At 58.2% G+C, this 19,269-nt stretch carries 20 protein-coding genes; 13 read left to right on the top strand and 7 right to left on the bottom strand.

Annotated features, from left to right (window positions below; translation table 11 throughout):
• Positions 1 to 311: 311 nt before the first annotated feature.
• The 6 genes from gshB to metK all read right to left on the bottom strand — a co-directional run bounded on the left by gshB (position 312) and on the right by metK (position 6,437).
• Positions 312 to 1,259, bottom strand: coding sequence for a glutathione synthase (gene gshB, locus GO007_RS10435; protein WP_095099335.1), 948 nt, complete (start codon positions 1,257 to 1,259; stop codon positions 312 to 314).
• 20 nt (positions 1,260 to 1,279) lie between these two features.
• Positions 1,280 to 2,011: a 16S rRNA (uracil(1498)-N(3))-methyltransferase gene (gene rsmE / locus GO007_RS10430; protein WP_095099332.1), complete on the bottom strand. Its 732-nt coding sequence runs from the start codon at positions 2,009 to 2,011 to the stop codon at positions 1,280 to 1,282.
• Positions 2,012 to 2,104: 93 nt separating this feature from the next.
• Positions 2,105 to 2,812: a deoxyribonuclease I gene (gene endA / locus GO007_RS10425; RefSeq protein ID WP_095099330.1), complete on the bottom strand. Its 708-nt coding sequence runs from the start codon at positions 2,810 to 2,812 to the stop codon at positions 2,105 to 2,107.
• Between the two features lie 94 nt (positions 2,813 to 2,906).
• Positions 2,907 to 3,407 (bottom strand): SprT family zinc-dependent metalloprotease, encoded by a 501-nt coding sequence (locus tag GO007_RS10420; RefSeq protein ID WP_095099327.1) that lies wholly within the window; start codon positions 3,405 to 3,407, stop codon positions 2,907 to 2,909.
• A gap of 78 nt (positions 3,408 to 3,485) precedes the next feature.
• Complete coding sequence (locus tag GO007_RS10415) at positions 3,486 to 4,880, bottom strand: sugar porter family MFS transporter (protein WP_095099325.1); 1,395 nt, start codon at positions 4,878 to 4,880, stop codon at positions 3,486 to 3,488.
• Positions 4,881 to 5,282: 402 nt separating this feature from the next.
• On the bottom strand, positions 5,283 to 6,437 hold the full coding sequence (gene metK, locus GO007_RS10410; RefSeq protein WP_095099323.1) for a methionine adenosyltransferase: 1,155 nt from the start codon (positions 6,435 to 6,437) through the stop codon (positions 5,283 to 5,285).
• A 463-nt stretch (positions 6,438 to 6,900) separates the two neighbouring features.
• Between metK and GO007_RS29700 the strand changes: the two genes are divergently transcribed.
• From GO007_RS29700 to speB, 4 genes are all read left to right on the top strand, one after another.
• Complete coding sequence (locus tag GO007_RS29700) at positions 6,901 to 7,050, top strand: hypothetical protein (RefSeq protein WP_428983843.1); 150 nt, start codon at positions 6,901 to 6,903, stop codon at positions 7,048 to 7,050.
• A gap of 89 nt (positions 7,051 to 7,139) precedes the next feature.
• Entirely contained in the window at positions 7,140 to 7,271 is a 132-nt protein-coding gene (gene yqgB, locus GO007_RS10405; protein ID WP_115191897.1) for an acid stress response protein YqgB, read from the top strand.
• Positions 7,272 to 7,279: 8 nt separating this feature from the next.
• A complete protein-coding gene (gene speA / locus GO007_RS10400; RefSeq protein WP_095099319.1) occupies positions 7,280 to 9,256 on the top strand; it encodes a biosynthetic arginine decarboxylase in 1,977 nt (658 codons plus the stop codon).
• A gap of 203 nt (positions 9,257 to 9,459) precedes the next feature.
• The gene (gene speB / locus GO007_RS10395; protein WP_095099316.1) at positions 9,460 to 10,380 is read left to right on the top strand and encodes an agmatinase; all 921 of its coding nucleotides are present in this window, start codon (positions 9,460 to 9,462) and stop codon (positions 10,378 to 10,380) included.
• Positions 10,381 to 10,383: 3 nt separating this feature from the next.
• Here speB and GO007_RS10390 read toward each other — a convergent pair whose 3' ends face one another.
• Complete coding sequence (locus tag GO007_RS10390; protein WP_095099314.1) at positions 10,384 to 11,595, bottom strand: MFS transporter; 1,212 nt, start codon at positions 11,593 to 11,595, stop codon at positions 10,384 to 10,386.
• Between the two features lie 428 nt (positions 11,596 to 12,023).
• On the opposite strand from GO007_RS10390, the gene GO007_RS10385 reads away from it, so the two are divergent.
• The 9 genes from GO007_RS10385 to GO007_RS10345 all read left to right on the top strand — a co-directional run bounded on the left by GO007_RS10385 (position 12,024) and on the right by GO007_RS10345 (position 19,269).
• Positions 12,024 to 12,347, top strand: a complete 324-nt coding sequence (locus GO007_RS10385; protein ID WP_095099312.1) for a Rieske (2Fe-2S) protein — start codon at positions 12,024 to 12,026, stop codon at positions 12,345 to 12,347.
• On the top strand, positions 12,344 to 12,652 hold the full coding sequence (locus GO007_RS10380) for a recombinase-like helix-turn-helix domain-containing protein (RefSeq protein WP_095099310.1): 309 nt from the start codon (positions 12,344 to 12,346) through the stop codon (positions 12,650 to 12,652). The genes GO007_RS10385 and GO007_RS10380 overlap by 4 nt, the downstream gene beginning before the upstream one ends.
• A 10-nt stretch (positions 12,653 to 12,662) precedes the next feature.
• Positions 12,663 to 13,685, top strand: coding sequence for an aromatic ring-hydroxylating oxygenase subunit alpha (locus tag GO007_RS10375; RefSeq protein WP_095099307.1), 1,023 nt, complete (start codon positions 12,663 to 12,665; stop codon positions 13,683 to 13,685).
• Positions 13,685 to 14,434: an SDR family oxidoreductase gene (locus GO007_RS10370; protein ID WP_095099305.1), complete on the top strand. Its 750-nt coding sequence runs from the start codon at positions 13,685 to 13,687 to the stop codon at positions 14,432 to 14,434. The genes GO007_RS10375 and GO007_RS10370 overlap by 1 nt, the downstream gene beginning before the upstream one ends.
• A gap of 14 nt (positions 14,435 to 14,448) precedes the next feature.
• Complete coding sequence (locus GO007_RS10365; protein WP_095099303.1) at positions 14,449 to 15,237, top strand: IclR family transcriptional regulator; 789 nt, start codon at positions 14,449 to 14,451, stop codon at positions 15,235 to 15,237.
• A gap of 88 nt (positions 15,238 to 15,325) precedes the next feature.
• Positions 15,326 to 16,252, top strand: coding sequence for a VOC family protein (locus GO007_RS10360; RefSeq protein ID WP_095099301.1), 927 nt, complete (start codon positions 15,326 to 15,328; stop codon positions 16,250 to 16,252).
• Complete coding sequence (locus GO007_RS10355; RefSeq protein ID WP_095099299.1) at positions 16,249 to 17,445, top strand: NAD(P)/FAD-dependent oxidoreductase; 1,197 nt, start codon at positions 16,249 to 16,251, stop codon at positions 17,443 to 17,445. Before GO007_RS10360 ends, GO007_RS10355 begins: the two co-directional genes overlap by 4 nt.
• 26 nt (positions 17,446 to 17,471) lie before the next feature.
• A complete protein-coding gene (locus tag GO007_RS10350; protein ID WP_095099297.1) occupies positions 17,472 to 18,728 on the top strand; it encodes an MFS transporter in 1,257 nt (418 codons plus the stop codon).
• A 10-nt stretch (positions 18,729 to 18,738) separates the two neighbouring features.
• Positions 18,739 to 19,269 (top strand): cupin domain-containing protein, encoded by a 531-nt coding sequence (locus GO007_RS10345; RefSeq protein WP_095099295.1) that lies wholly within the window; start codon positions 18,739 to 18,741, stop codon positions 19,267 to 19,269.

Below are 19,269 nucleotides of genomic sequence, written 5' to 3'. Positions count from 1 at the left end.
GGCCGATTATCGGTTCGAAAAGGGCGAAGAGTAAAAAGCGAAAGATAAAGGGTAAAAAGCGAAGAGCAAGGAGCAAGAGAACAAAAGAGCAAAAGAGCAAAAGAGCAAAAGAGCAAAAGAGCAAAAGAGCAAAAGAGCAAAAGAGCAAAAGAGCAAAAGAGCAAAAGAGCAAAAGAGCAAAAGAGCAAGAGAACAAAAGAGTAAAGGGGCGTTGGCCCCTTTACTCTTTAGCTTTCGTTGAAGCAAGCTGGCTTGTCCCGGATGCAATAAGGACGCTGCGTTTTCAACTGGCTCATCCGTGAGCCTCGGGCTTACTTAGCGATGCGCTTCTCAATGGCGTCCATCAGCATGCCGGTGATGGAGATCGGGAAGGCGGCCTCAATCTCGCGTACGCAGGTTGGGCTGGTGACGTTAATTTCCGTCAGGCGATCGCCGATGATATCCAGACCGACGAAAATCAGGCCCTTGGCCTTCAGCGTAGGGCCGACGCGGCGGGCAATCTCCCAATCGCTCTCGGTCAGCGGGCGCGCTTCGCCGCGACCACCGGCGGCGAGGTTACCGCGCGTCTCTCCGCCCTGCGGAATACGCGCCAGGCACCAGGGAACCGGCTCGCCGTCGACAACCAGCACGCGCTTATCGCCGTCCTTGATGGCCGGCAGATAGTTTTGCGCCATGCAGTAGCGGCTGCCGAGATCGGTCAGCGTTTCCGCAATCACCGGCAGGTTAGGATCGCCCTCTTTCACGCGGAAAATAGATGAACCGCCCATGCCGTCCAGCGGCTTGAGAATAATATCGCCGTGCTTTTCCCAGAAGGCTTTCAGCTGCGCCTTGTTACGGGTGACCAGCGTTTCCGGCGTCAGGTCGGCAAACCAGGCGGTAAACAGCTTTTCGTTACAGTCGCGCAGGCTCTGCGGCTTGTTGACGATAAGCGTGCCCTTATCTTCAGCGCGTTCCAGAATATAGGTGGCGTAAATGAACTCGGTATCGAACGGTGGGTCCTTACGCATCAGAATCACGTCGAGATCCGCCAGCGGCAGATCCTGCTCGCCGCTGAACTCGTACCACTTGTCGTAGTTCTGCTCTACGCTCAGCGTGCGCGTACGGGCGCGGGCCTCGCCGTTGATTAAGTACAGGTCGTTCATCTCCATATAATGGAGTTCGTAGCCGCGACGCTGGGCTTCCAGCAGCATGGCGAAGCTGGTGTCTTTCTTGATGTTGATGGTTGCGATGGGGTCCATCACGATGCCGAGCTTGATCATTATTATTCTCCGTTAACGCTTCAACCTAAGTCGCCAAAACGCACCTGTAGCGCGGTAATGGCAGTTAGCGCAGTTGTCTCTGTACGCAGAACGCGCGGTCCCAACAGAATATCAGTAAACCGGTAACGAGCGGTCATCGCGATCTCTTCCGCTGACAGCCCCCCTTCAGGGCCAATCAGCAGACGAATGCGCTCCACCGGCAGCGGCAGCGTGTTAATGCTGGCGCTGGCGCGAGGGTGCAGGTTCAGCTTCAGGCTATCATCCTGCTCCGCACACCAGGCCTCCAGCTGCATGGCCGGGCGAATCTCTGGCACCACGTTGCGGCCGCTCTGCTCGCAGGCGGCAATGGCGATTTTTTGCCACTGCTGGATCTTCTTCTGCAAGCGTTCGGCATCCAGTTTAACGCCGCAGCGCTCGGAAAACAGTGGCGTAATGAGGCTTACTCCAAGCTCGATCGATTTCTGGATGGTGAATTCCATCTTTTCGCCGCGCGACATCACCTGACCGAGGTGAATATGCAGCGGCGATTCGCGATCGTCCCTCTCGCCGCTGACGATCTCAACCGTCACGTTTTTCTTGCCCGCGTCGACGATAGTGGCTGCAAATACCTGATTACTACCGTCAAAAAGCTGAATGGCCTGGCCTTTACCCATTCGCAATACGCGGCCAACGTGGTTCGCAGCGTCGTCGGAAAGGGCTATCTGGCTACCGACGATAATCGGCTCAGGGTGGTGGATGCGGGGAGTGCGCATGCTTGATATTCCGTTCTTCGCGCAGGTCCTCTCTTTCCCGCGGTCGCGGGAGAATAGCGGGACCTGCAAATTAACAATTGCCGCTAGTGTAGGTTAGCTCTTTTGTGCCTGGCAAGCCTGCTGGACGTAAGGATTGTGGTTGCCCTGAACTTTAGCGATACGCTCATCGCGTTCGCACTCCCAGCGGGTTACCGGGTAGGTCTTATTCCAGGCGCTAAAAAGCTGGGTTTGCTGACGGGAAAGCGTGAGCTGATAGCTATCGCGCATATAGAAGTAGGTCCGCGCAATTGCGCCGCGAGCGCGCACCGGCGGCTCGGCAACCTTCTCTTTAAAATCCACCTTCATCGCGCACTGACCGTACTGGCCTTCGCCGCCGTTCCACTGGCTGTACATATAGTTAGCGCGGTCGCCGTTGACCTCGCCGACCGCCGGCTGCAGGTTGTGCATATCGCTTTCCATCCTGCGGTAAACCGGATCTTTGGCGCAATTTTTACGCCCGCCGTCCTGCCAGCACTGGCGCTGGTGGCCAAACTGCCACGCCGGAACGACGTGCTCCCACTCGACGCGGCTGGCGCGGTTTTCGTTTTTACGCACCTTATAGCCGCAGGATTGCAGGTTGATAACGCCTTTTTTACCCTGCCAGTCGATTTTGCAGCCGCAGTAGAAGTCACCGGGGGCATCGGCGTTAACCTTCACTCCGGCGGCTTTTGCCTGGGAAAAACTATTGATTCCTTCGGCCATAGCCTGACCGCTACAGGCCGCAGTCAGAAACGCTGCGGCAAAAATATGAGTACGGGACATCGTGAACTCCGTGTCAAAACGAGCCCGCAACGTAGCGAATGAGATTGTCAGATGCAATCAGTCAGATCAGAAAATTTCCAGTTATACCCGATATTTACTCTTCAGCGACCAGCAGATCGCCGCAGCGAACGCAGCGGTAGGTTGCTTCCCCACGCATCACGCGATTATGACGGCGAACGGTCAGCTGGTGCTGCTGGCATTGGCAGCGGTAGGGGAAGGTATTTCTGCGCACGGAATCAAGTTCGAAGCGATGGGTGCGTCGGGCCGGCACTTCCAGCACGCTTTCCATCATCCATTTCCACTCTTTGCCGTGCGGCGCCACGCGGCCGAAGTGCTTCCACACCAGCAGGTGCGCGAGCTCGTGCGGCACCACCTCATCGATAAACGCCTGCTGATTTTCCAGCAGCAGTACCGGGTTGAGGCGAATTTCATTCTTTTCCAGCCAGGCGGTGCCGGCGGAGGTTCCCCGCTGCTGATAGACCAGCGCGGGTTCCGGATAGCGGCGCTCAAGCTTGAGGTTCGCCAGGGCGAGTTTTTCCCGCAGGCTGCGCATCACGGCCTGCTGCGTAGCGATGGGAATTCGGGGTGTCTTCATAGCGCCAGAGGATAGTGCGGCGAGGAGATGAGAGCAAGAAGAAGCTTCCTCCCGCGGGGGGAGGAAGCGCGGTGATGACTAGTCGCGAGCGCCGATTTCACGCAGCGGGCGGCCCTTCATCAGGTTACGTTCGATATGTTCCAGCGAAACGTTTTTGGTTTCCGGAATAAGCCACAGGGTCAGGAAGATGAACAGGATATTCAGACCGCCATAGACCCAGAAGGTGTTCGCGCTGCCCAGCGAGTTCAGCATGGTCAGGAAGGTCGCACCGACGATCATGTTGGCGATCCAGTTGGTGGCCGTGGAACAGGTGATGCCGAAATCGCGGCCCTTCAGCGGCTGAATTTCTGAACACAGCACCCAGATCAGCGGGCCTGCGCTCATGGCGAAGCCGACGATAAACATCAGCAGCATCAGCACGGAGAAGTACTGTGCGATCGTGGAGTGGATGCCGATATGCATCATGCTGCCCAGCACGCCCATGCCGACGGCCATGACGATAAAGCCGAGGATCAGCGTTGGCTTACGGCCCCAGCGGTCAACCAGGCCGATCGCGATAAAGGTCGCCAGCACGTTGGTCAGGCCGACGATAACCGTCCCCCACATCTGCTCGGTGGTGTTGGCGTAGCCCGCCAGTTCAAAAATCTTCGGCGCGTAGTACATGATGACGTTCATCCCGGTGAACTGCTGCATCACCTGCAGCAGAACGCCGAGGAACACCGCGCGGCGGAAGTTGCTGTTCTCTTTAAACAGCTCCCAGCCGGACTGTTTGACCTTCAGGCTTTCACGGATTTCATCGAGCTCACGTTTGGCTTCCGCGCTGGTATCGCGCAGGCGCAGCAGCACGCGTTCAGCGTCGACAAAGCGGCGTTTGGCGGCAAACCAGCGCGGGCTGTCCGGCAGGAAGAAAACGCCAATCAGCAGCAGAATGGCCGGGATGATTATAACCCCGAGCATCCAGCGCCATGCGCCGCTGTAGCTGAACGCGGTATCCGACAGATAGGCGCCGAGAATACCGATGGTGATCATCAGCTGATACATCGAGATCATGCTGCCGCGGATTTTCTCCGGCGCAATTTCGGACAGGTACAGCGGGGCGGTGTAGGAGGCGACGCCCACCGCGAGGCCGAGCAGTACGCGGGAAATCAGCAGCACTTCAACGTTCGGCGCGGCGGCAGAGCACAGGGAGCCGACAACGAACAGGATCGCGCCGATCATCAGGCTTTTCTTACGGCCCAGTTTGAAAGAGAGCCAGCCGCTGCCGACCGCGCCGACCGCGGCGCCGAACATCATCGAGCTCACCACCCATTCCTGAGTGTGAGCGGTAATTTGAAACTCGTTGGCAATAAAGGGCAGGGCACCCGCAATGACGCCGATATCAAGGCCAAAAAGCAGGCCGGCCAGTGCGGCGAGGAAACAGACAAAGAACGTCATCGTTTTGTTCGAGCGCCCTTGTTTTTTGTTGTCAGGCATAACGCCCTCCAGTTGAGTTATTGATTCTGTCGATGCTTAGAGTAGGGGAGTGCGTAGCAAAAAAATGTGATTGTAATCACGGCTGTGTAATCGTTTACACTAAGGTAAAGAAACGCAATCAATAAATAAACATATAAATCAGTATTATATGTAATTTTAGTCGACGAGATAAAAACGGGAATCAGACTTTCCTGAAACAGTATGTAACATTGTGAAAGGTTGTTTCATTGACGCCGCATCGCAGCTAACTAATGGCTTTTAATCTGATGTAATCGCTTTCATTTTTTTGACATATAAGAGCGGAGAAGCGGAAAGACGCGGAGCGCAGGGGGGGAAGGTATGGAGAAGAGATAAAGAAAAAGGCCAGCGCGAGGCTGGCCTTCGAAACGGTAAAGCTTGCGCTTATTTCAGGCCGGCAGCTTCGCGCAGCAGGGCGGCTTTGTCGGTTTTTTCCCATGGGAAATGTTCGCGACCAAAGTGACCGTATGCCGCGGTTTCTTTGTAGATTGGGTGCAGCAGATCCAGCATCTGAATCAGGCCGTACGGACGCAGGTCGAAGAATTCGCGCACCAGCAGAGTCAGCTGCTCGGAAGCAATTTTTTCGGTGCCGAAGGTTTCAACCATGATAGAGGTCGGTTCAGCCACGCCGATAGCGTAGGAAACCTGAATCTCACAGCGATCGGCCAGGCCTGCGGCAACGATGTTTTTCGCTACATAGCGCGCTGCGTAAGCTGCGGAACGGTCAACTTTAGACGGGTCCTTACCGGAGAACGCGCCGCCGCCGTGACGAGCCATGCCGCCGTAGGTATCAACGATGATTTTACGTCCGGTCAGGCCGCAGTCGCCCATCGGGCCGCCGATAACGAAGCGACCGGTCGGGTTGATAAAGAATTTGGTGGCGCTGTTCAGCCATTCGGTCGGCAGAACCGGCTTAATGATCTCTTCCATCACCGCTTCCTGCAGCGATTTCTGATCGATATCTTCCGCGTGCTGAGTCGACAGCACCACCGCATCGATGCCGACGATTTTGCCGTCGTCATACTGGAAGGTCACCTGGCTCTTCGCATCCGGACGCAGCCACGGCAGAGTGCCGTTTTTACGCACTTCAGCCTGACGCTGCACCAGACGGTGAGCATAGGTGATCGGCGCCGGCATCAGCACGTCGGTCTCGTTCGTGGCATAGCCAAACATCAGGCCCTGGTCGCCCGCGCCCTGCTCCAGCGGATCGGCACGGTCAACGCCCTGGTTGATGTCCGGGGACTGCTTGCCGATTGCGCTCAGAACGGCGCAGGAGTTGGCGTCAAAGCCCATATCGGAATGCACGTAGCCAATTTCACGAACCGTATTACGGGTGATCTCTTCGATATCAACCCATGCGCTGGTGGTGATTTCACCGCCAACCAGAACCATGCCGGTTTTGACGTAGGTTTCACACGCGACGCGGGCCTTCGGATCCTGTTCAAGGATCGCGTCAAGCACGGCATCGGAGATTTGGTCAGCAATTTTGTCTGGATGCCCTTCTGATACGGACTCGGACGTAAAGAGGTGTTTTGCCATGTTTTATTTTACCTGTGGAGTATTCGTATAGCTCATACTGTTGTGTGGAGAGGCTTTGTTAGACGACTCTACCAAAGCTTGCAGGTAGTGACACGAGCAGTCTGAGTGTTAATCAGTATAGACGGATTAACTTCTGGACGGCTATTTTAGGTCAAATCTTAATCCCATTTCCAGACTTTTTTGATGCGCATCGCATTTATGCGCAATAGTCGGTGGAAATTTTTCCTGCCAGATGCGGCAACACGCATATTTTTATTTTGCATTTTAGCCTGCTTATCGGTATAAAACGCCGCGCGCGGCTCATTATGACAGCGCACGAAGAGTACCTCGTGACGCCACTTCCAGCCGGGTTAAGCACTCTGTATTTACAGAATCCCGCAGCGGCCTTTGCGCCTGCTGCCAGGTATATAGCTTTGACTTGTCGCTGGCCCGTTTCGGGGCAGTGTGGAGGTGATACCAGATAATGAACCCACGTTTTTCACCTGATTCGTCGCGTCGTTCCGTCGCGCGTCAAGATCCCGCAATCTGCATCTCTTTCATGCATACCTGCCGATGTTCTACCCATCTCGGCGCTTCTCAGGATTCCAGGGCCGGAAGGTCGTCAGAAAACTGAACAAGGGCTCTCTTGCTCTCTATCGCAAGAGTTTTCTCGTGGTTTCTCCGGACTGTCACACTACGTTCGGGTACGTGTTTTATTATCATATGAAGAAGAAACCGGTCGCGCAGTCGCAGCGCCAGCACTATCTGCTGGGGTTTAGGACTGTTCATGGGTTGTTATCGCGTCTTTGGACTGCGATAGTAGTTAACTGTCTTACACTTATTATTAAAAATTGAGGTTCGCTATGTCTGACGACATGTCTATGGTTTCGCCTTCGTCAGCAGGCGAACACGGTGTACTACGTTCTATGCAGGAGGTGGCGATGAGCTCCCAGGAAGCTAGCAAAATGCTACGTACTTATAATATTGCCTGGTGGGGTAATAACTACTACGACGTCAACGAGCTGGGCCATATCAGCGTTTGCCCGGATCCTGACGTACCGGAAGCGCGCGTCGATCTTGCCGAATTAGTCAAAGCGCGCGAAGCGCAAGGGCAGCGCCTGCCTGCACTGTTTTGCTTCCCGCAGATTCTGCAGCATCGCCTGCGCTCGATTAACGCCGCCTTCAAGCGCGCGCGCGAATCCTACGGCTATAACGGCGACTATTTCCTGGTTTACCCGATCAAGGTTAACCAGCATCGTCGCGTGATTGAGTCGCTGATCCACTCCGGCGAGCCGCTGGGTCTGGAAGCCGGTTCAAAGGCCGAGCTGATGGCGGTGCTGGCGCATGCGGGCATGACCCGCAGCGTGATCGTCTGTAACGGCTATAAAGACCGTGAATATATCCGCCTGGCGCTGGTGGGCGAAAAGATGGGCCACAAGGTCTATCTGGTCATCGAAAAGATGTCGGAAATCGCCATCGTGCTGGAAGAAGCCGCGCGCCTGAACGTGGTGCCGCGTCTTGGCGTCCGCGCGCGTCTGGCCTCGCAGGGCTCCGGTAAATGGCAGTCCTCCGGCGGCGAGAAATCCAAATTCGGCCTCGCGGCAACGCAGGTTCTGCAGCTGGTTGAGATTCTGCGCGCGGCGGGGCATCTGGAAAGCCTGCAGCTGCTGCACTTCCACCTTGGCTCGCAGATGGCCAATATCCGCGATATCGCCACCGGCGTACGCGAATCCTCACGCTTCTACGTCGAGCTGCATAAGCTGGGCGTCAATATCCAGTGCTTTGACGTCGGCGGCGGTCTGGGCGTGGACTATGAGGGCACCCGTTCGCAGTCCGACTGCTCGGTAAACTACGGCCTGAACGAGTACGCTAACAACATTATCTGGGCGATTGGCGACGCCTGCGAAGAGAACGGCCTGCCGCACCCGACGGTGATTACCGAGTCCGGCCGCGCGGTCACCGCGCACCACACCGTGCTGGTCTCCAACATCATCGGCGTTGAGCGTAACGAATACACCGAGGCGACCCCCCCTGCGGCAGATGCGGCGCGCCCGCTGCAGAGCATGTGGGAAACCTGGCTTGAGATGCACGAGACCGGCAACCGCCGCTCGCTGCGCGAATGGCTGCACGATAGCCAGATGGACCTGCACGATATTCATATCGGCTACTCTTCCGGCACCTTCAACCTGCAGGAGCGCGCGTGGGCGGAGCAGCTGTATCTGAACATGTGTCACGAAGTGCAGAAACAGCTCGACCCGAGCAACCGCGCGCACCGGCCAATCATTGACGAACTGCAGGAGCGGATGGCGGATAAAATTTACGTCAACTTCTCCCTGTTCCAGTCGATGCCGGACGCGTGGGGTATCGATCAGCTGTTCCCGGTGATGCCGCTGGAAGGGCTGAACATGGTGCCTGAGCGCCGCGCGGTGCTGCTGGATATCACCTGCGACTCCGACGGCGCTATCGATCACTACGTCGACGGCGACGGGATCGCCACCACCATGCCGATGCCGGAATACGATCCTGATAACCCGCCGATGCTGGGCTTCTTTATGGTTGGCGCCTACCAGGAGATCCTCGGCAACATGCACAACCTGTTCGGTGATACCGAAGCGGTTGACGTGTTCGTCTTCCCTGACGGCAGCGTTGAAGTTGAGCTCTCCGACGAAGGGGATACCGTGGCGGATATGCTGCAGTACGTGCAGCTGGATCCGAACACGCTGTTGACCCAGTTCCGCGATCAGGTGAAAAACTCCGGTCTCGACGAGGCGCTGCAGCAGCAGTTCCTCGAAGAGTTCGAAGCGGGCCTGTACGGCTACACTTATCTGGAAGACGAGTAACATGCTGCGCGCCCTCTCTTGTGAAGGAGGGGGCATCAGGTCGCACAAACGCGATACCGACTTGAACCCGCAGGCATTAACGGCGATAATTCGCCCAACAAGCAGTCACCCTATTCAAACCCTTCCTCGTCGGGCCTAACGACGCGGAGGGGTTTTTTTATGTGCATTTTTAACTATATCGCCTGTAAAAAGAGGTCACACCCATGAGCACTTTAGGTCATCAATACGATAATTCCCTGGTCTCTAACGCGTTTGGTTTTTTGCGTCTGCCGCTGAACTTCCAGCCGTACGACAGCGACGCTGACTGGGTGATCACCGGCGTTCCTTTTGATGCGGCAACCTCCGGCCGCGCGGGCGGGCGTCACGGCCCGGCGGCGATTCGTCAGGTTTCCACCAACCTTGCCTGGGAAGGCAACCGCTTCCCGTGGAACTTCGACATGCGTGAACGTCTGAACGTTGTCGACTGCGGCGATCTGGTTTACGCCTTCGGCGATGCGCGCGACATGAGCGAACGTTTGCAGGCCCACGCTGAAAAACTGCTGGCGGCCGGGAAACGTATGCTCTCCTTCGGCGGCGACCACTTCGTCACTCTGCCGCTGCTGCGCGCGCACGCAAAACATTTCGGTAAAATGGCGCTGGTGCATTTCGACGCCCACACCGACACCTACGCCAACGGCTGCGAGTTTGACCACGGCACCATGTTCTACACCGCGCCGAACGAAGGCCTGATCGATCCGAACCATTCCGTACAGATCGGTATCCGCACCGAGTTCGACAAAGACAACGGCTTTACCGTGCTGGATGCGGGCCAGGTTAACGATCGTACCGCTGACGATGTTATCGCTCAGATCAAACAGATCGTTGGCGATATGCCGGTCTACCTGACCTTCGACATCGACTGCCTGGATCCGGCGTTTGCGCCGGGCACCGGCACGCCGGTGATCGGCGGGCTGACCTCGGATCGCGCGATCAAGCTGGTGCGCGGCCTGAAGGATCTGAACATCGTCGGCATGGACGTGGTGGAAGTGGCGCCGGCCTACGACCAGTCCGAGATCACCGCCCTGGCGGCGGCGACCCTGGCGCTGGAAATGCTCTATATCCAGGCGGCGAAAAAGGGCGAATAATCCCTAAGTGCTCACGGCTGCTGCGCGACGCATGCGCAGCAGCAGTACCCCTCCGGCAAGCAGGGTGACCACCTGTGACGCCACCAGTACCGAAAATCCTGAACTGACCGACCCGACCGACTTCATCACCAGCCCCATCAGCAGCGGGATAAACGCCGCGCAGATATTGCCGATACCGTTAATGATGCCGTAGGCGCTGCCAACCGCCTCCCTCGCCGCGTGATGCTGCACCACCGCCGGTATCGCCGCCCCCTGAAGCCCCCAAAAGATATTGGCCGACAGCATAAACAGCGCCAGCCACGCCGGCTGGTGGCTGAGCATCAGCGCCAGTATCGAGCAGGCCGTCAGAAAGCCGCCGCTGATAAACAGCAGCGGGGCCTGTTCAGGACGCATTTTATCGAGCAGCACGCCGCCAAGAAGTTTTGAGCCCAGGCTGAGCAGAAAGGGGATCGCCGCCAGAACGCCGGTGGCCTGTAGCGAGAAGTGATGCTCATCGCGCAGCCACGCCGGCAGCCAGGCGCTGCTGCCCCACAGATAGCTGAGGGTGGCGATCTCGACCAGCAGGATCCAGCCGAGGAGCGGCGTACGCCAGGCTAGCTGAAACGTCTGCCTGAAGCCGGAGCGAGACCTTTGCGCCGCCGCGGCCGGAGCCGGCAGGAAGCGCCAGATCAGCCCGCCGCCGAGCAGCAGATTAAGCGCGGCCAGGCTATAGAAAGAGCCTTGCCACCCCTGATGCTCGATTAAAAAAGTGACCAGCGGGAAGCCCACCGCCAGCCCCAGCGAGACCCCGAGCGCGGTGACCGCGTTCGGTTTGCCGATCTCGCTGGCGGCGAAACTGTCGCTGATAAAGCGCGTTTTGAGTGAAAATAGCGGCCCTTCCGCAATGCCTAAGATAACGCGGGCGATCAGCATCCCGAACAGCGAGCCGAGCAGCGGAGAAACGGCGCATACCGCCGCCCAGATAGCGATGCTGATTAATAGTCCCTGCCGGTAGTGCAGCCGGTTTTCTATCACCGGCGTTAAGAGTAATGCCGAAATGCCATAGCCCACAAGAAAGCAGGTCATCAGCATTCCTTGTAACATTCTGTTTTCATTTAACTGGAAGTGGGCAGCAAATTCAGGGTTCAGTATCATCACTGAAATATTTACCCGATCAATATAAGAGATGATAATTAACAACAGTAGCGCGATTGTTCCTTGCCATTTTGCGGTCATTTTTATTCTTTTCCCCCGGTCATTTATGAATCAGCTTCATTATTTTTAAATAGCGGTGATAGTCACGGATGTAAAATGATTCATAGGTGAAACTCATTGTTTTATAAAAAATTAATTAAAATTTGTTTCACCTGTGAAACTTGATGTGAAGCCGGCTTTATCATTTTTAATGATTATATGGAAAAGAAGTCAATAGTCGTTTTCGAAAAGTTAAGTTCCCGCTTAATTTATTTTCACGCCACGTTTTAAATATCACAATTTCATATTACCGCAATTTTTCGTGATCGATTGCACACTTAGCTAATTAAATCACGACTACTTAACAAATCCTTCACATTGCCGCTTGACGAAAGATTGAACGCTTTTATATTGACCGTATTAAATAAGAAACAGAGTTTCATATATGAAACAAAGCCTGGAGGATCGTGATGAGCTGGATAGGCGTATGTGACGCAGAGCAGGTACAGGAAGATTTCCCTTATAGCGGCAATATCGACGGTAAAGAAATCGGCATTTATCTGATTGATGGCGAGTATTACGCGCTGGAGGACGTATGTCCCCATGCCTACGCGCTGTTAAGCCAGGGCTTTGTGGAAGACGGCAAGGTCGAATGTCCGCTGCACGAAGCGGTATTCGATGTGAAAACCGGTCAATGTCTGCATGGTCCGGGCGGTCGTAACCTCAATCGTTACCCGGTGCGGGTATTCGACAATCAGATCCAGATTACTTTTATCGAGGAGAGCGTGGCATGAGCGAAACCCTGAACTTCAACCCGGCGCTGCCGGAAAGCCGCCAGTTTACGCCGCCCGCCGAAGGCGGAAACGGCAATATTCACAAGCCGGGCGACTACGAAAATCTTATCTGGCAGACCCGCAGTCGCGTCCCAGAAAGCTGGGAGCTGCAGCTTATCGCCACCCTTGAAGGGCTGTTTGAGCAGGGGGCGGAAAACCTGACGCAGCTGGTGGACGGGCTGAACGGCCTCAGGATGCACGACCAGCAGGGCGAACCGTGGAGTGAAGCCAGCTTTGAGGCTTTTTTGCAGGTAAACGGATACTGAGGACACAGCGATGACGACAACGGTACAGAACTATCTCGATAAAGGTTTACGCGGCCTGTGGTATCCGGTGCTGGCAAGCTGGGAAGTGCAGTCCGCGCCGGTAGGCATCACCCGTCTCGGCGAACAAATTGTGGTGTGGCGTAACAAAGACGGTCAGTTGCAGGCGCTGGAAGACCGCTGCCCGCACCGCGGCGCACGCCTGTCGATGGGCTGGAACCTCGGCGACCGCATCGCCTGCTGGTATCACGGCGTGGAAGTGGCGGGGAGCGGCGAAGTGAAAGATGTCCCGGCGGTCGACAAGTGCCCGCTGGTGGGCCAGCAGTGCGTGCGCAGCTATAGCGTTCAGGAAGCGCACGGGGCGATTTTTTTATGGTTTGGCGCGACGGCGAACCAGCAGCCGGATGAGCTGAGCTTCCCGGAAGAGCTGGCTAACGGCGACAAATACAGCAACTTTCTCTGCACCGCCGCGTGGAAATGCAACTATCAGTACGCGCTGGAAAACGTTATGGACCCGATGCACGGCACCTACCTGCACTCCTCTTCACACTCGATGGCGGAAGGTGAGCGTAAAGCGGACATGGTGCTTCAGCCGACCAAAACCGGCTTTATCTTTGAGAAAAAAGGCCAGAGCGGCGTCAACTTTGACTGGGTGGAGCTGGGTAACAGCGGGGCCTGCTGGATGCGCCTGTCGATCCCGTACCAGAAACGCTTTGGGCCAGGAGGCCACTTCTTTATCGTCGGCATGGTGGTACCGGAAGATAATGACAACTGTCGGGTCTTTTTCTGGCGTATCCGCGGCGTACAGGGCTGGCAGCGCGATATGTGGCGCTTTATGTACCGCAACCGTCTGGAAAAACTGCACTGGGAAGTGCTGGAGCAGGATCGCGTGGTGCTGGAGAGCCTGGCGCCGAACGCCCGCGACCATGAATACCTCTATCAGCACGACGTCGGGCTGTCGCGCCTGCGCCGCATGATGCAAAAAGCGGCCAAAGAGCAGCTGGCGGCGCGGGATGAACAGCAGGGCGCCGCCTGATGAACGGACTATTGAAAGGTAAACGCATCGTGGTGACCGGGGCCGCGCGCGGGCTGGGCTATCACTTCGCCAAAGCCTGTGCGGAGCAGGGCGCGAAAGTCGTGATGTGCGACATCCTCGAGGGCCAACTGGCCGAGAGCGCGCATGGGCTCAGCGAACGGGGTTTTGCCATCGAGTCTTACGTTATCGATCTGGCCGATCCGCGCTCAATCGAGCAGGTTTTTAGCGCGATTGGCGAACGGGGCTCCATCGACGGGCTGGTGAATAACGCCGCAATGGCCACCGGCGTCGGCGGCAAGAATATGATCGATTACGATCCGGATCTGTGGGATCGGGTGATGTCGGTTAACGTCAAGGGCACCTGGCTGGTCACCCGGGCGGCGGTACCGCTGCTGCGTGAAGGCAGCGGGATCGTTAACGTGGCGTCGGACACCGCGCTGTGGGGCGCGCCGCGTCTGATGGCCTACGTCGCCAGCAAAGGTGCGGTCATCGCCATGACCCGCTCAATGGCGCGGGAGCTTGGCGAGAAGCGCATTCGCATTAACGCTATCGCTCCGGGGCTGACCCGGGTTGAGGCAACCGAGTATGTTCCGGCTGAACGTCATCAGCTGTATGAGAACGGCCGGGCTCTGAGCGGCGCCCAGCAGCCGGAGGATGTTACCGGCAGCGTGGTGTGGCTGCTCAGTGAGCTGTCGCGGTTTATCACCGGACAGCTGATCCCGGTCAACGGCGGATTTGTTTTTAACTAAAGAGGCGAGGCGGTATGGCAAACGAGCGGGAAGTGAAGTACCTGGTGCCGGGCCTGGAGCGGGGGCTGGAGCTGCTGCTGGCATTTGGCGAGCAGCATCGCGATCTCACCTTTGCCGAGCTGCATCGGCTGGTGGATATGCCGAAAGCGACCGCCTATCGCGTGGTGCAGACGCTGGAATATATGGGCTTTCTGGAGCGCAATCCGCGCACCAATACCTTTTCGCTCGGGATGAACGTCCTGCGTCTTGGCTTTGAATATATCGCCTCCCTGGATGTGGCGCAGGTCGGCCAGCCGGTGATTGAACAGCTGCGCGATACCAGCCAGTGCAGCAGCCACCTGGCGATCCGCGACGGGCGCGACATTATCTATATCGCCCGCGTCAGCGCCGCCGGCTCGCGCATTAATCAGGTCAGCATCGGCACCCGGCTGCCGGTCCACTGCACCTCGCTTGGCCGCATGCTGCTGACCGACGTCTCCCGCCGTGAGTTTGAACAGCTGTTTCCTGACGAACGGCTGCCGGGCAATACGCCGGGGCAAATTCACGACCGCGAGGCGCTGTGGCAGATGGTGCAGCAGGATAAAGCGCGGGGCTTTGTGATTGGCGAGTCCTTCTACCGTCACGGGATCTCCTCCATCGTTTACCCGGTCTACGATCGCAGCGGACGGGTGGCGGCGGTCGTCAGTATCCTGGTGCCGTCGGATGAGATCCCGCAGGCCGACCGCGAGCGGCTGCAAAACGATGTCAGCATGGCGGCGGACAAAATTTCAGGCTTCCTCGGGCATTTAGCTCAGGCTATTTAAATCAATACGTTAACTGCAGGCGCTTGGGTGCGTCGGGCATGTTTTACGCCCAAATCCGGGCGACAGAACGGTAAAGAGGCAACGAACGATGAGTGTAACCGGAATTGAAAAGCTGGAATTTGGCGTCGACGACCTGACCCATAGCGCCAAATTTATGCGTGATTTTGGCCTGACGAGCGATGCCGACGGCCGGCGTTTTACCACCCTGAGCGGCGCTCAGGTGCTGCTGAACCCGATCAACAGCCCGGATCTGCCGCCCGCCTTTGAGGCGGGTAATACCCTGCGCCGGATGACCTGGGGCGTGGCGGACCAGGCGGCGCTGGACGCGCTGCGTCCGAAGCTGGCGCAGCAGCCGGCCTTTCGCGAAGTGGACGGCGCTCTGGAGTGCCAGGACCCGAACGGCATGACGCTGCGGGTCCAGGTGAGCCGGCAGACGCCGGTCGCGCTGGAGGTCGAGCCGATAAACCAGTGGGGCGACGTGCGGAGGATCGATACGCCTAGCCCGGTTTATGACCGCGCTCAGCCGATCAACATCGGCCACGTGGTGTTCTTCGTTGAGGAGCTGGCGGCGGTAGAGACCTTCTACCGCGAGGTGCTGGGTTTCCAGGTTTCCGATCGCTATATCAACCGCGCGGTGTTCCTGCGCTGCGGCGTCCGCGGCGGTCATCACAATCTCTTTTTATTACAGCTGCCGACTCGCAAGCGCGGCCTTAACCACGTCGCCTTTACGGTGCGCGATATTCACGAAGTGATCGGCGGCGGGATCGCGATGAACAAAAGCCAGTGGAGCACCTTTATCGGCCCCGGCCGCCACCCGGTCTCTTCGGCCTATTTCTGGTACGTCAACAGCCCGACCGGCGGGGCGTTTGAGTACTACACCAACGACGACTATCTGACGGAAAACTGGCAGCCGCGCGAGCTGGAACACTCCCTGGTTTCCTTTACCGAGTGGGCGGTGGAGGGCGGTATCGACCACGATACCCGCCGCCAGCAGAAAAAGCCGGAGGCGGTATGACGGTGCGGATAGTGATTATCGGCGGCGGCCAGGCCGGCGGCTGGGCGGCAAAAACGCTGCGTGATGAAGGCTTTGACGGCGAGATTTGCGTCATCGCTGAAGAGGAGTGGGATTTTTACGAACGTCCGCCGCTATCGAAAGCGGCGCTGCTGGAGGCCGAACCGGCGCTGCCGCGTCTGTTTAGCGCGGAAGCTCAGCAGGCGCTGAACCTGACGTGGTATCGCCCGCAGCGGGCGGAGGCCATCGAGCGCGAGAGCAAAACCGTGCGCCTGAGCGGCGGCGAGCGGCTAACCTACGACCGCCTGCTGATCGCCACCGGCGGCCGCGCCCGCCTGCCCGGCGAGGCCTGGGCGCAGCATCCGCAGGTCTACACTCTGCGCCACTGGCAGGATGCCCGGCGGCTGAAGCAGCGTCTGGCGGCCAGCACCCGGCTGGCGATCGTCGGCGGCGGCTGGATTGGCCTGGAGATTGCCGCCTCGGCGCGCAAAAGCGGCGTCGAGGTCACGCTATACGAACAGCAGCCGGCGCTGTGCATGCGCTCGGTGAGCGGCGAAGTGTCGCAGGAGCTGGAATGGCTGCACCGGGATCAGGGGGTCAACGTCCGCACGGGGTGCGGCGCGCTTGGCCTCGAAGATAGCGACGGCCTGCCGGTGATCCGCTGCGACGGCCGACGTCAGACCTTCGATGCGGTGGTGGTGGGGATCGGCGTCGATCTTAACCTCGAGCTGGCGCAGGAGGCGGGCCTGCCGGTCGATCGCGGGATCGTGGTCGACGCCCAGGGGCGGACCGCGGATCCGGCTATTTTCGCCGCCGGCGATGTCGCCCGCCATCACCGGTTCGGTCTGTGCATTCAGTCGTGGGCCTTTGCCCAGAATCAGGCGGTGGCGACGGCAAAAGCGATGCTCGATCCGCAGGCTGAGGGCTACGACGAAGCGCCGTGGCTGTGGTCGGATCAATACGCGCACAATATTCAGATCCTCGGTATTCCGCAGCCGGGAACCCGGACGGTGGTTCGCCGCGATCCCAAAGGGCCGCTGTTTTTCTCGATCGCTGGCGACGGCCGCCTCAGCCAGCTGGTGGCGTTTAACGATGCGCGCGCCGTCAAGCTGGCGAAGCGCTGGATGGCGGCGGGGAGGGATCTTTCCGCCGTGCCGCTCGACGATCTGACCTTTTCGCTGATGTCATTGCGATAACACCCGCGCACCCTTAAGGGGGAGAGATGACCACATTAGAGACCAACACCGCGCCCTCCGTGGCGGGCGGTGAGGGCGTCCACGCGCCTGAAAAAGCGGTTCGCTGGGCCATTCCGCTGTCGTTACTGGCCTGCGTGCTGCTGGCGTTCTTCGACAAAATCAGCATCGCGGCGCTGTTTTCCGATAGCCATTTCCAGCAGGCGATGGGCATCGATTTTGATACCACCCGCCTCGGCATCCTGATGAGCGCTTTTTTACTGAGCTACGGTTTCTCCTCGGTTCTGCTCAGCGGGCTGGGAGACCGCATCGCGCCGCTGCGCCTGCTCACCGGCATGATGGTGGCGTGGTGCGTATTGATGGTGATGATGGGATTCACCCACAGCTACAGCGCCATGATCGTGCTGCGCGTGCTGCTCGGTATCGCCGAAGGGCCGCTGTTTCCGCTGGCCTTCGCCATCGTGCGCCACACCTTCCCGCAGCGTCTGCAGGCGCGCGCCACCATGCTGTGGCTGCTCGGTACGCCGGTTGGCGCGGCCATCGGCTTCCCGCTCTCCATCTGGCTGCTCAGCACCTTCGGCTGGCAAAGCACCTTCTTTGCGATGGCGATGCTGACGGCGCCGGTGCTGATTTTTGTCCGTATCGGCCTGCGCGGGATCCAGCTGGAGGGCAAAACGTCCGCAGCCGAGAGTTCGCAGGAAGAGCGGCGTAGCGCCCGCCGGGAGCTGTTTGTCAGTCCGCACTTCTGGATGATCTGCGTCTTCAATATCGCTTTCCTGGCCTATCTGTGGGGCATCAACGGCTGGCTTCCCGGCTACCTGGTTAAGGGCAAGGGTATCCACCTGGAGCACGCCGGCTGGCTGTCGTCGATGCCGTTTATCGCCATGCTGCTCGGCGAAATCATCGGGGCGTGGCTTTCAGACCGGGTGGATAAACGCGCGGCCGCCTGCTTTATCTCGCTGGCCGGAGCGGCGGTGGGTCTGGCGGCGGTGATGCACTTCACCACTCCGCTAACGGTTATCGCGGCGATGAGCTTTAGCACCTTCATGTGGGGAACCGGCGCCCCCAATATTTTTGCGCTGCTGGCGAAGGCGACCCATCCCCGGGTCAGCGCCACGGCGGGTGGGATTTTCAACGGGTTGGGAAACTTTGCCGGCGCCCTGTCGCCTGCGGTGATGGGCGCGCTTATCGCCTTCACCCACAGCATGGATTCCGGACTGATCTTTCTGGCGGTGATGGCGGTCGTAGGCTGTCTCCTGTTGCTGCCGCTGCTAAGACGTTACTGAGGAGAAGACGATGACAGATTCAAGCGTAACTGCAAAACAGGGCCTCAAGCCTGAGCACCTGACGATGGAAGAGTGGATTGAGTCGCGTATCGCGCGCTTTGAAGGACGCAAATATGACTGGAATGCGCTGAAGTTCCAGGCCGATTTCGACCCGAAATACCGCCGCGCCCAGATGCGCTACATCGGCACCGGCGCCACCGGCGTCGCCAACGACACCAATACCGTGGCGGCGGAGAACTTCACCTTCTCCACCATGGTGCTGCCGGCGAAGTGCGAAGGGCCGCTGCACCTGCACGACGATGTCGAAGAGGTGTTTTTCATGCTCAAGGGGCAGATAACCCTGATGGTTCAGGACGGCGACAGCTACACCGAAACCGTGCTGCGCGAGCGCGACCTGATCTCCGTCCCGGCGGGGATCTACCGCGGGCTGTTTAACCACGGCGAAGAGGAAGCGCTGATGTGCGTGATGCTCGGCACCCGCAAGCCGAATATCCCGACCTATCCGGAAGATCATCCCCTGTCAAAAGTGAAGCGCGGTTAA

The organism is Klebsiella sp. 10-1 (assembly GCF_009758445.1).
GTDB classification, from domain to species: Bacteria; Pseudomonadota; Gammaproteobacteria; order Enterobacterales; family Enterobacteriaceae; genus Klebsiella; species Klebsiella scottii.
This window is presented reverse-complemented; position numbering and strand designations above follow the sequence as displayed.

Coding starts and splice junctions, on each gene's coding strand:
- gshB (WP_095099335.1), bottom strand. CDS start 1,259: ATGATCAAGCTCGGCATCGTGATGGACCCCATCGCAACCATCAACATC.
- rsmE (WP_095099332.1), bottom strand. CDS start 2,011: ATGCGCACTCCCCGCATCCACCACCCTGAGCCGATTATCGTCGGTAGC.
- endA (WP_095099330.1), bottom strand. CDS start 2,812: ATGTCCCGTACTCATATTTTTGCCGCAGCGTTTCTGACTGCGGCCTGT.
- GO007_RS10420 (WP_095099327.1), bottom strand. CDS start 3,407: ATGAAGACACCCCGAATTCCCATCGCTACGCAGCAGGCCGTGATGCGC.
- GO007_RS10415 (WP_095099325.1), bottom strand. CDS start 4,880: ATGCCTGACAACAAAAAACAAGGGCGCTCGAACAAAACGATGACGTTC.
- metK (WP_095099323.1), bottom strand. CDS start 6,437: ATGGCAAAACACCTCTTTACGTCCGAGTCCGTATCAGAAGGGCATCCA.
- GO007_RS29700 (WP_428983843.1), top strand. CDS start 6,901: ATGAACCCACGTTTTTCACCTGATTCGTCGCGTCGTTCCGTCGCGCGT.
- yqgB (WP_115191897.1), top strand. CDS start 7,140: ATGAAGAAGAAACCGGTCGCGCAGTCGCAGCGCCAGCACTATCTGCTG.
- speA (WP_095099319.1), top strand. CDS start 7,280: ATGTCTGACGACATGTCTATGGTTTCGCCTTCGTCAGCAGGCGAACAC.
- speB (WP_095099316.1), top strand. CDS start 9,460: ATGAGCACTTTAGGTCATCAATACGATAATTCCCTGGTCTCTAACGCG.
- GO007_RS10390 (WP_095099314.1), bottom strand. CDS start 11,595: ATGACCGCAAAATGGCAAGGAACAATCGCGCTACTGTTGTTAATTATC.
- GO007_RS10385 (WP_095099312.1), top strand. CDS start 12,024: ATGAGCTGGATAGGCGTATGTGACGCAGAGCAGGTACAGGAAGATTTC.
- GO007_RS10380 (WP_095099310.1), top strand. CDS start 12,344: ATGAGCGAAACCCTGAACTTCAACCCGGCGCTGCCGGAAAGCCGCCAG.
- GO007_RS10375 (WP_095099307.1), top strand. CDS start 12,663: ATGACGACAACGGTACAGAACTATCTCGATAAAGGTTTACGCGGCCTG.
- GO007_RS10370 (WP_095099305.1), top strand. CDS start 13,685: ATGAACGGACTATTGAAAGGTAAACGCATCGTGGTGACCGGGGCCGCG.
- GO007_RS10365 (WP_095099303.1), top strand. CDS start 14,449: ATGGCAAACGAGCGGGAAGTGAAGTACCTGGTGCCGGGCCTGGAGCGG.
- GO007_RS10360 (WP_095099301.1), top strand. CDS start 15,326: ATGAGTGTAACCGGAATTGAAAAGCTGGAATTTGGCGTCGACGACCTG.
- GO007_RS10355 (WP_095099299.1), top strand. CDS start 16,249: ATGACGGTGCGGATAGTGATTATCGGCGGCGGCCAGGCCGGCGGCTGG.
- GO007_RS10350 (WP_095099297.1), top strand. CDS start 17,472: ATGACCACATTAGAGACCAACACCGCGCCCTCCGTGGCGGGCGGTGAG.
- GO007_RS10345 (WP_095099295.1), top strand. CDS start 18,739: ATGACAGATTCAAGCGTAACTGCAAAACAGGGCCTCAAGCCTGAGCAC.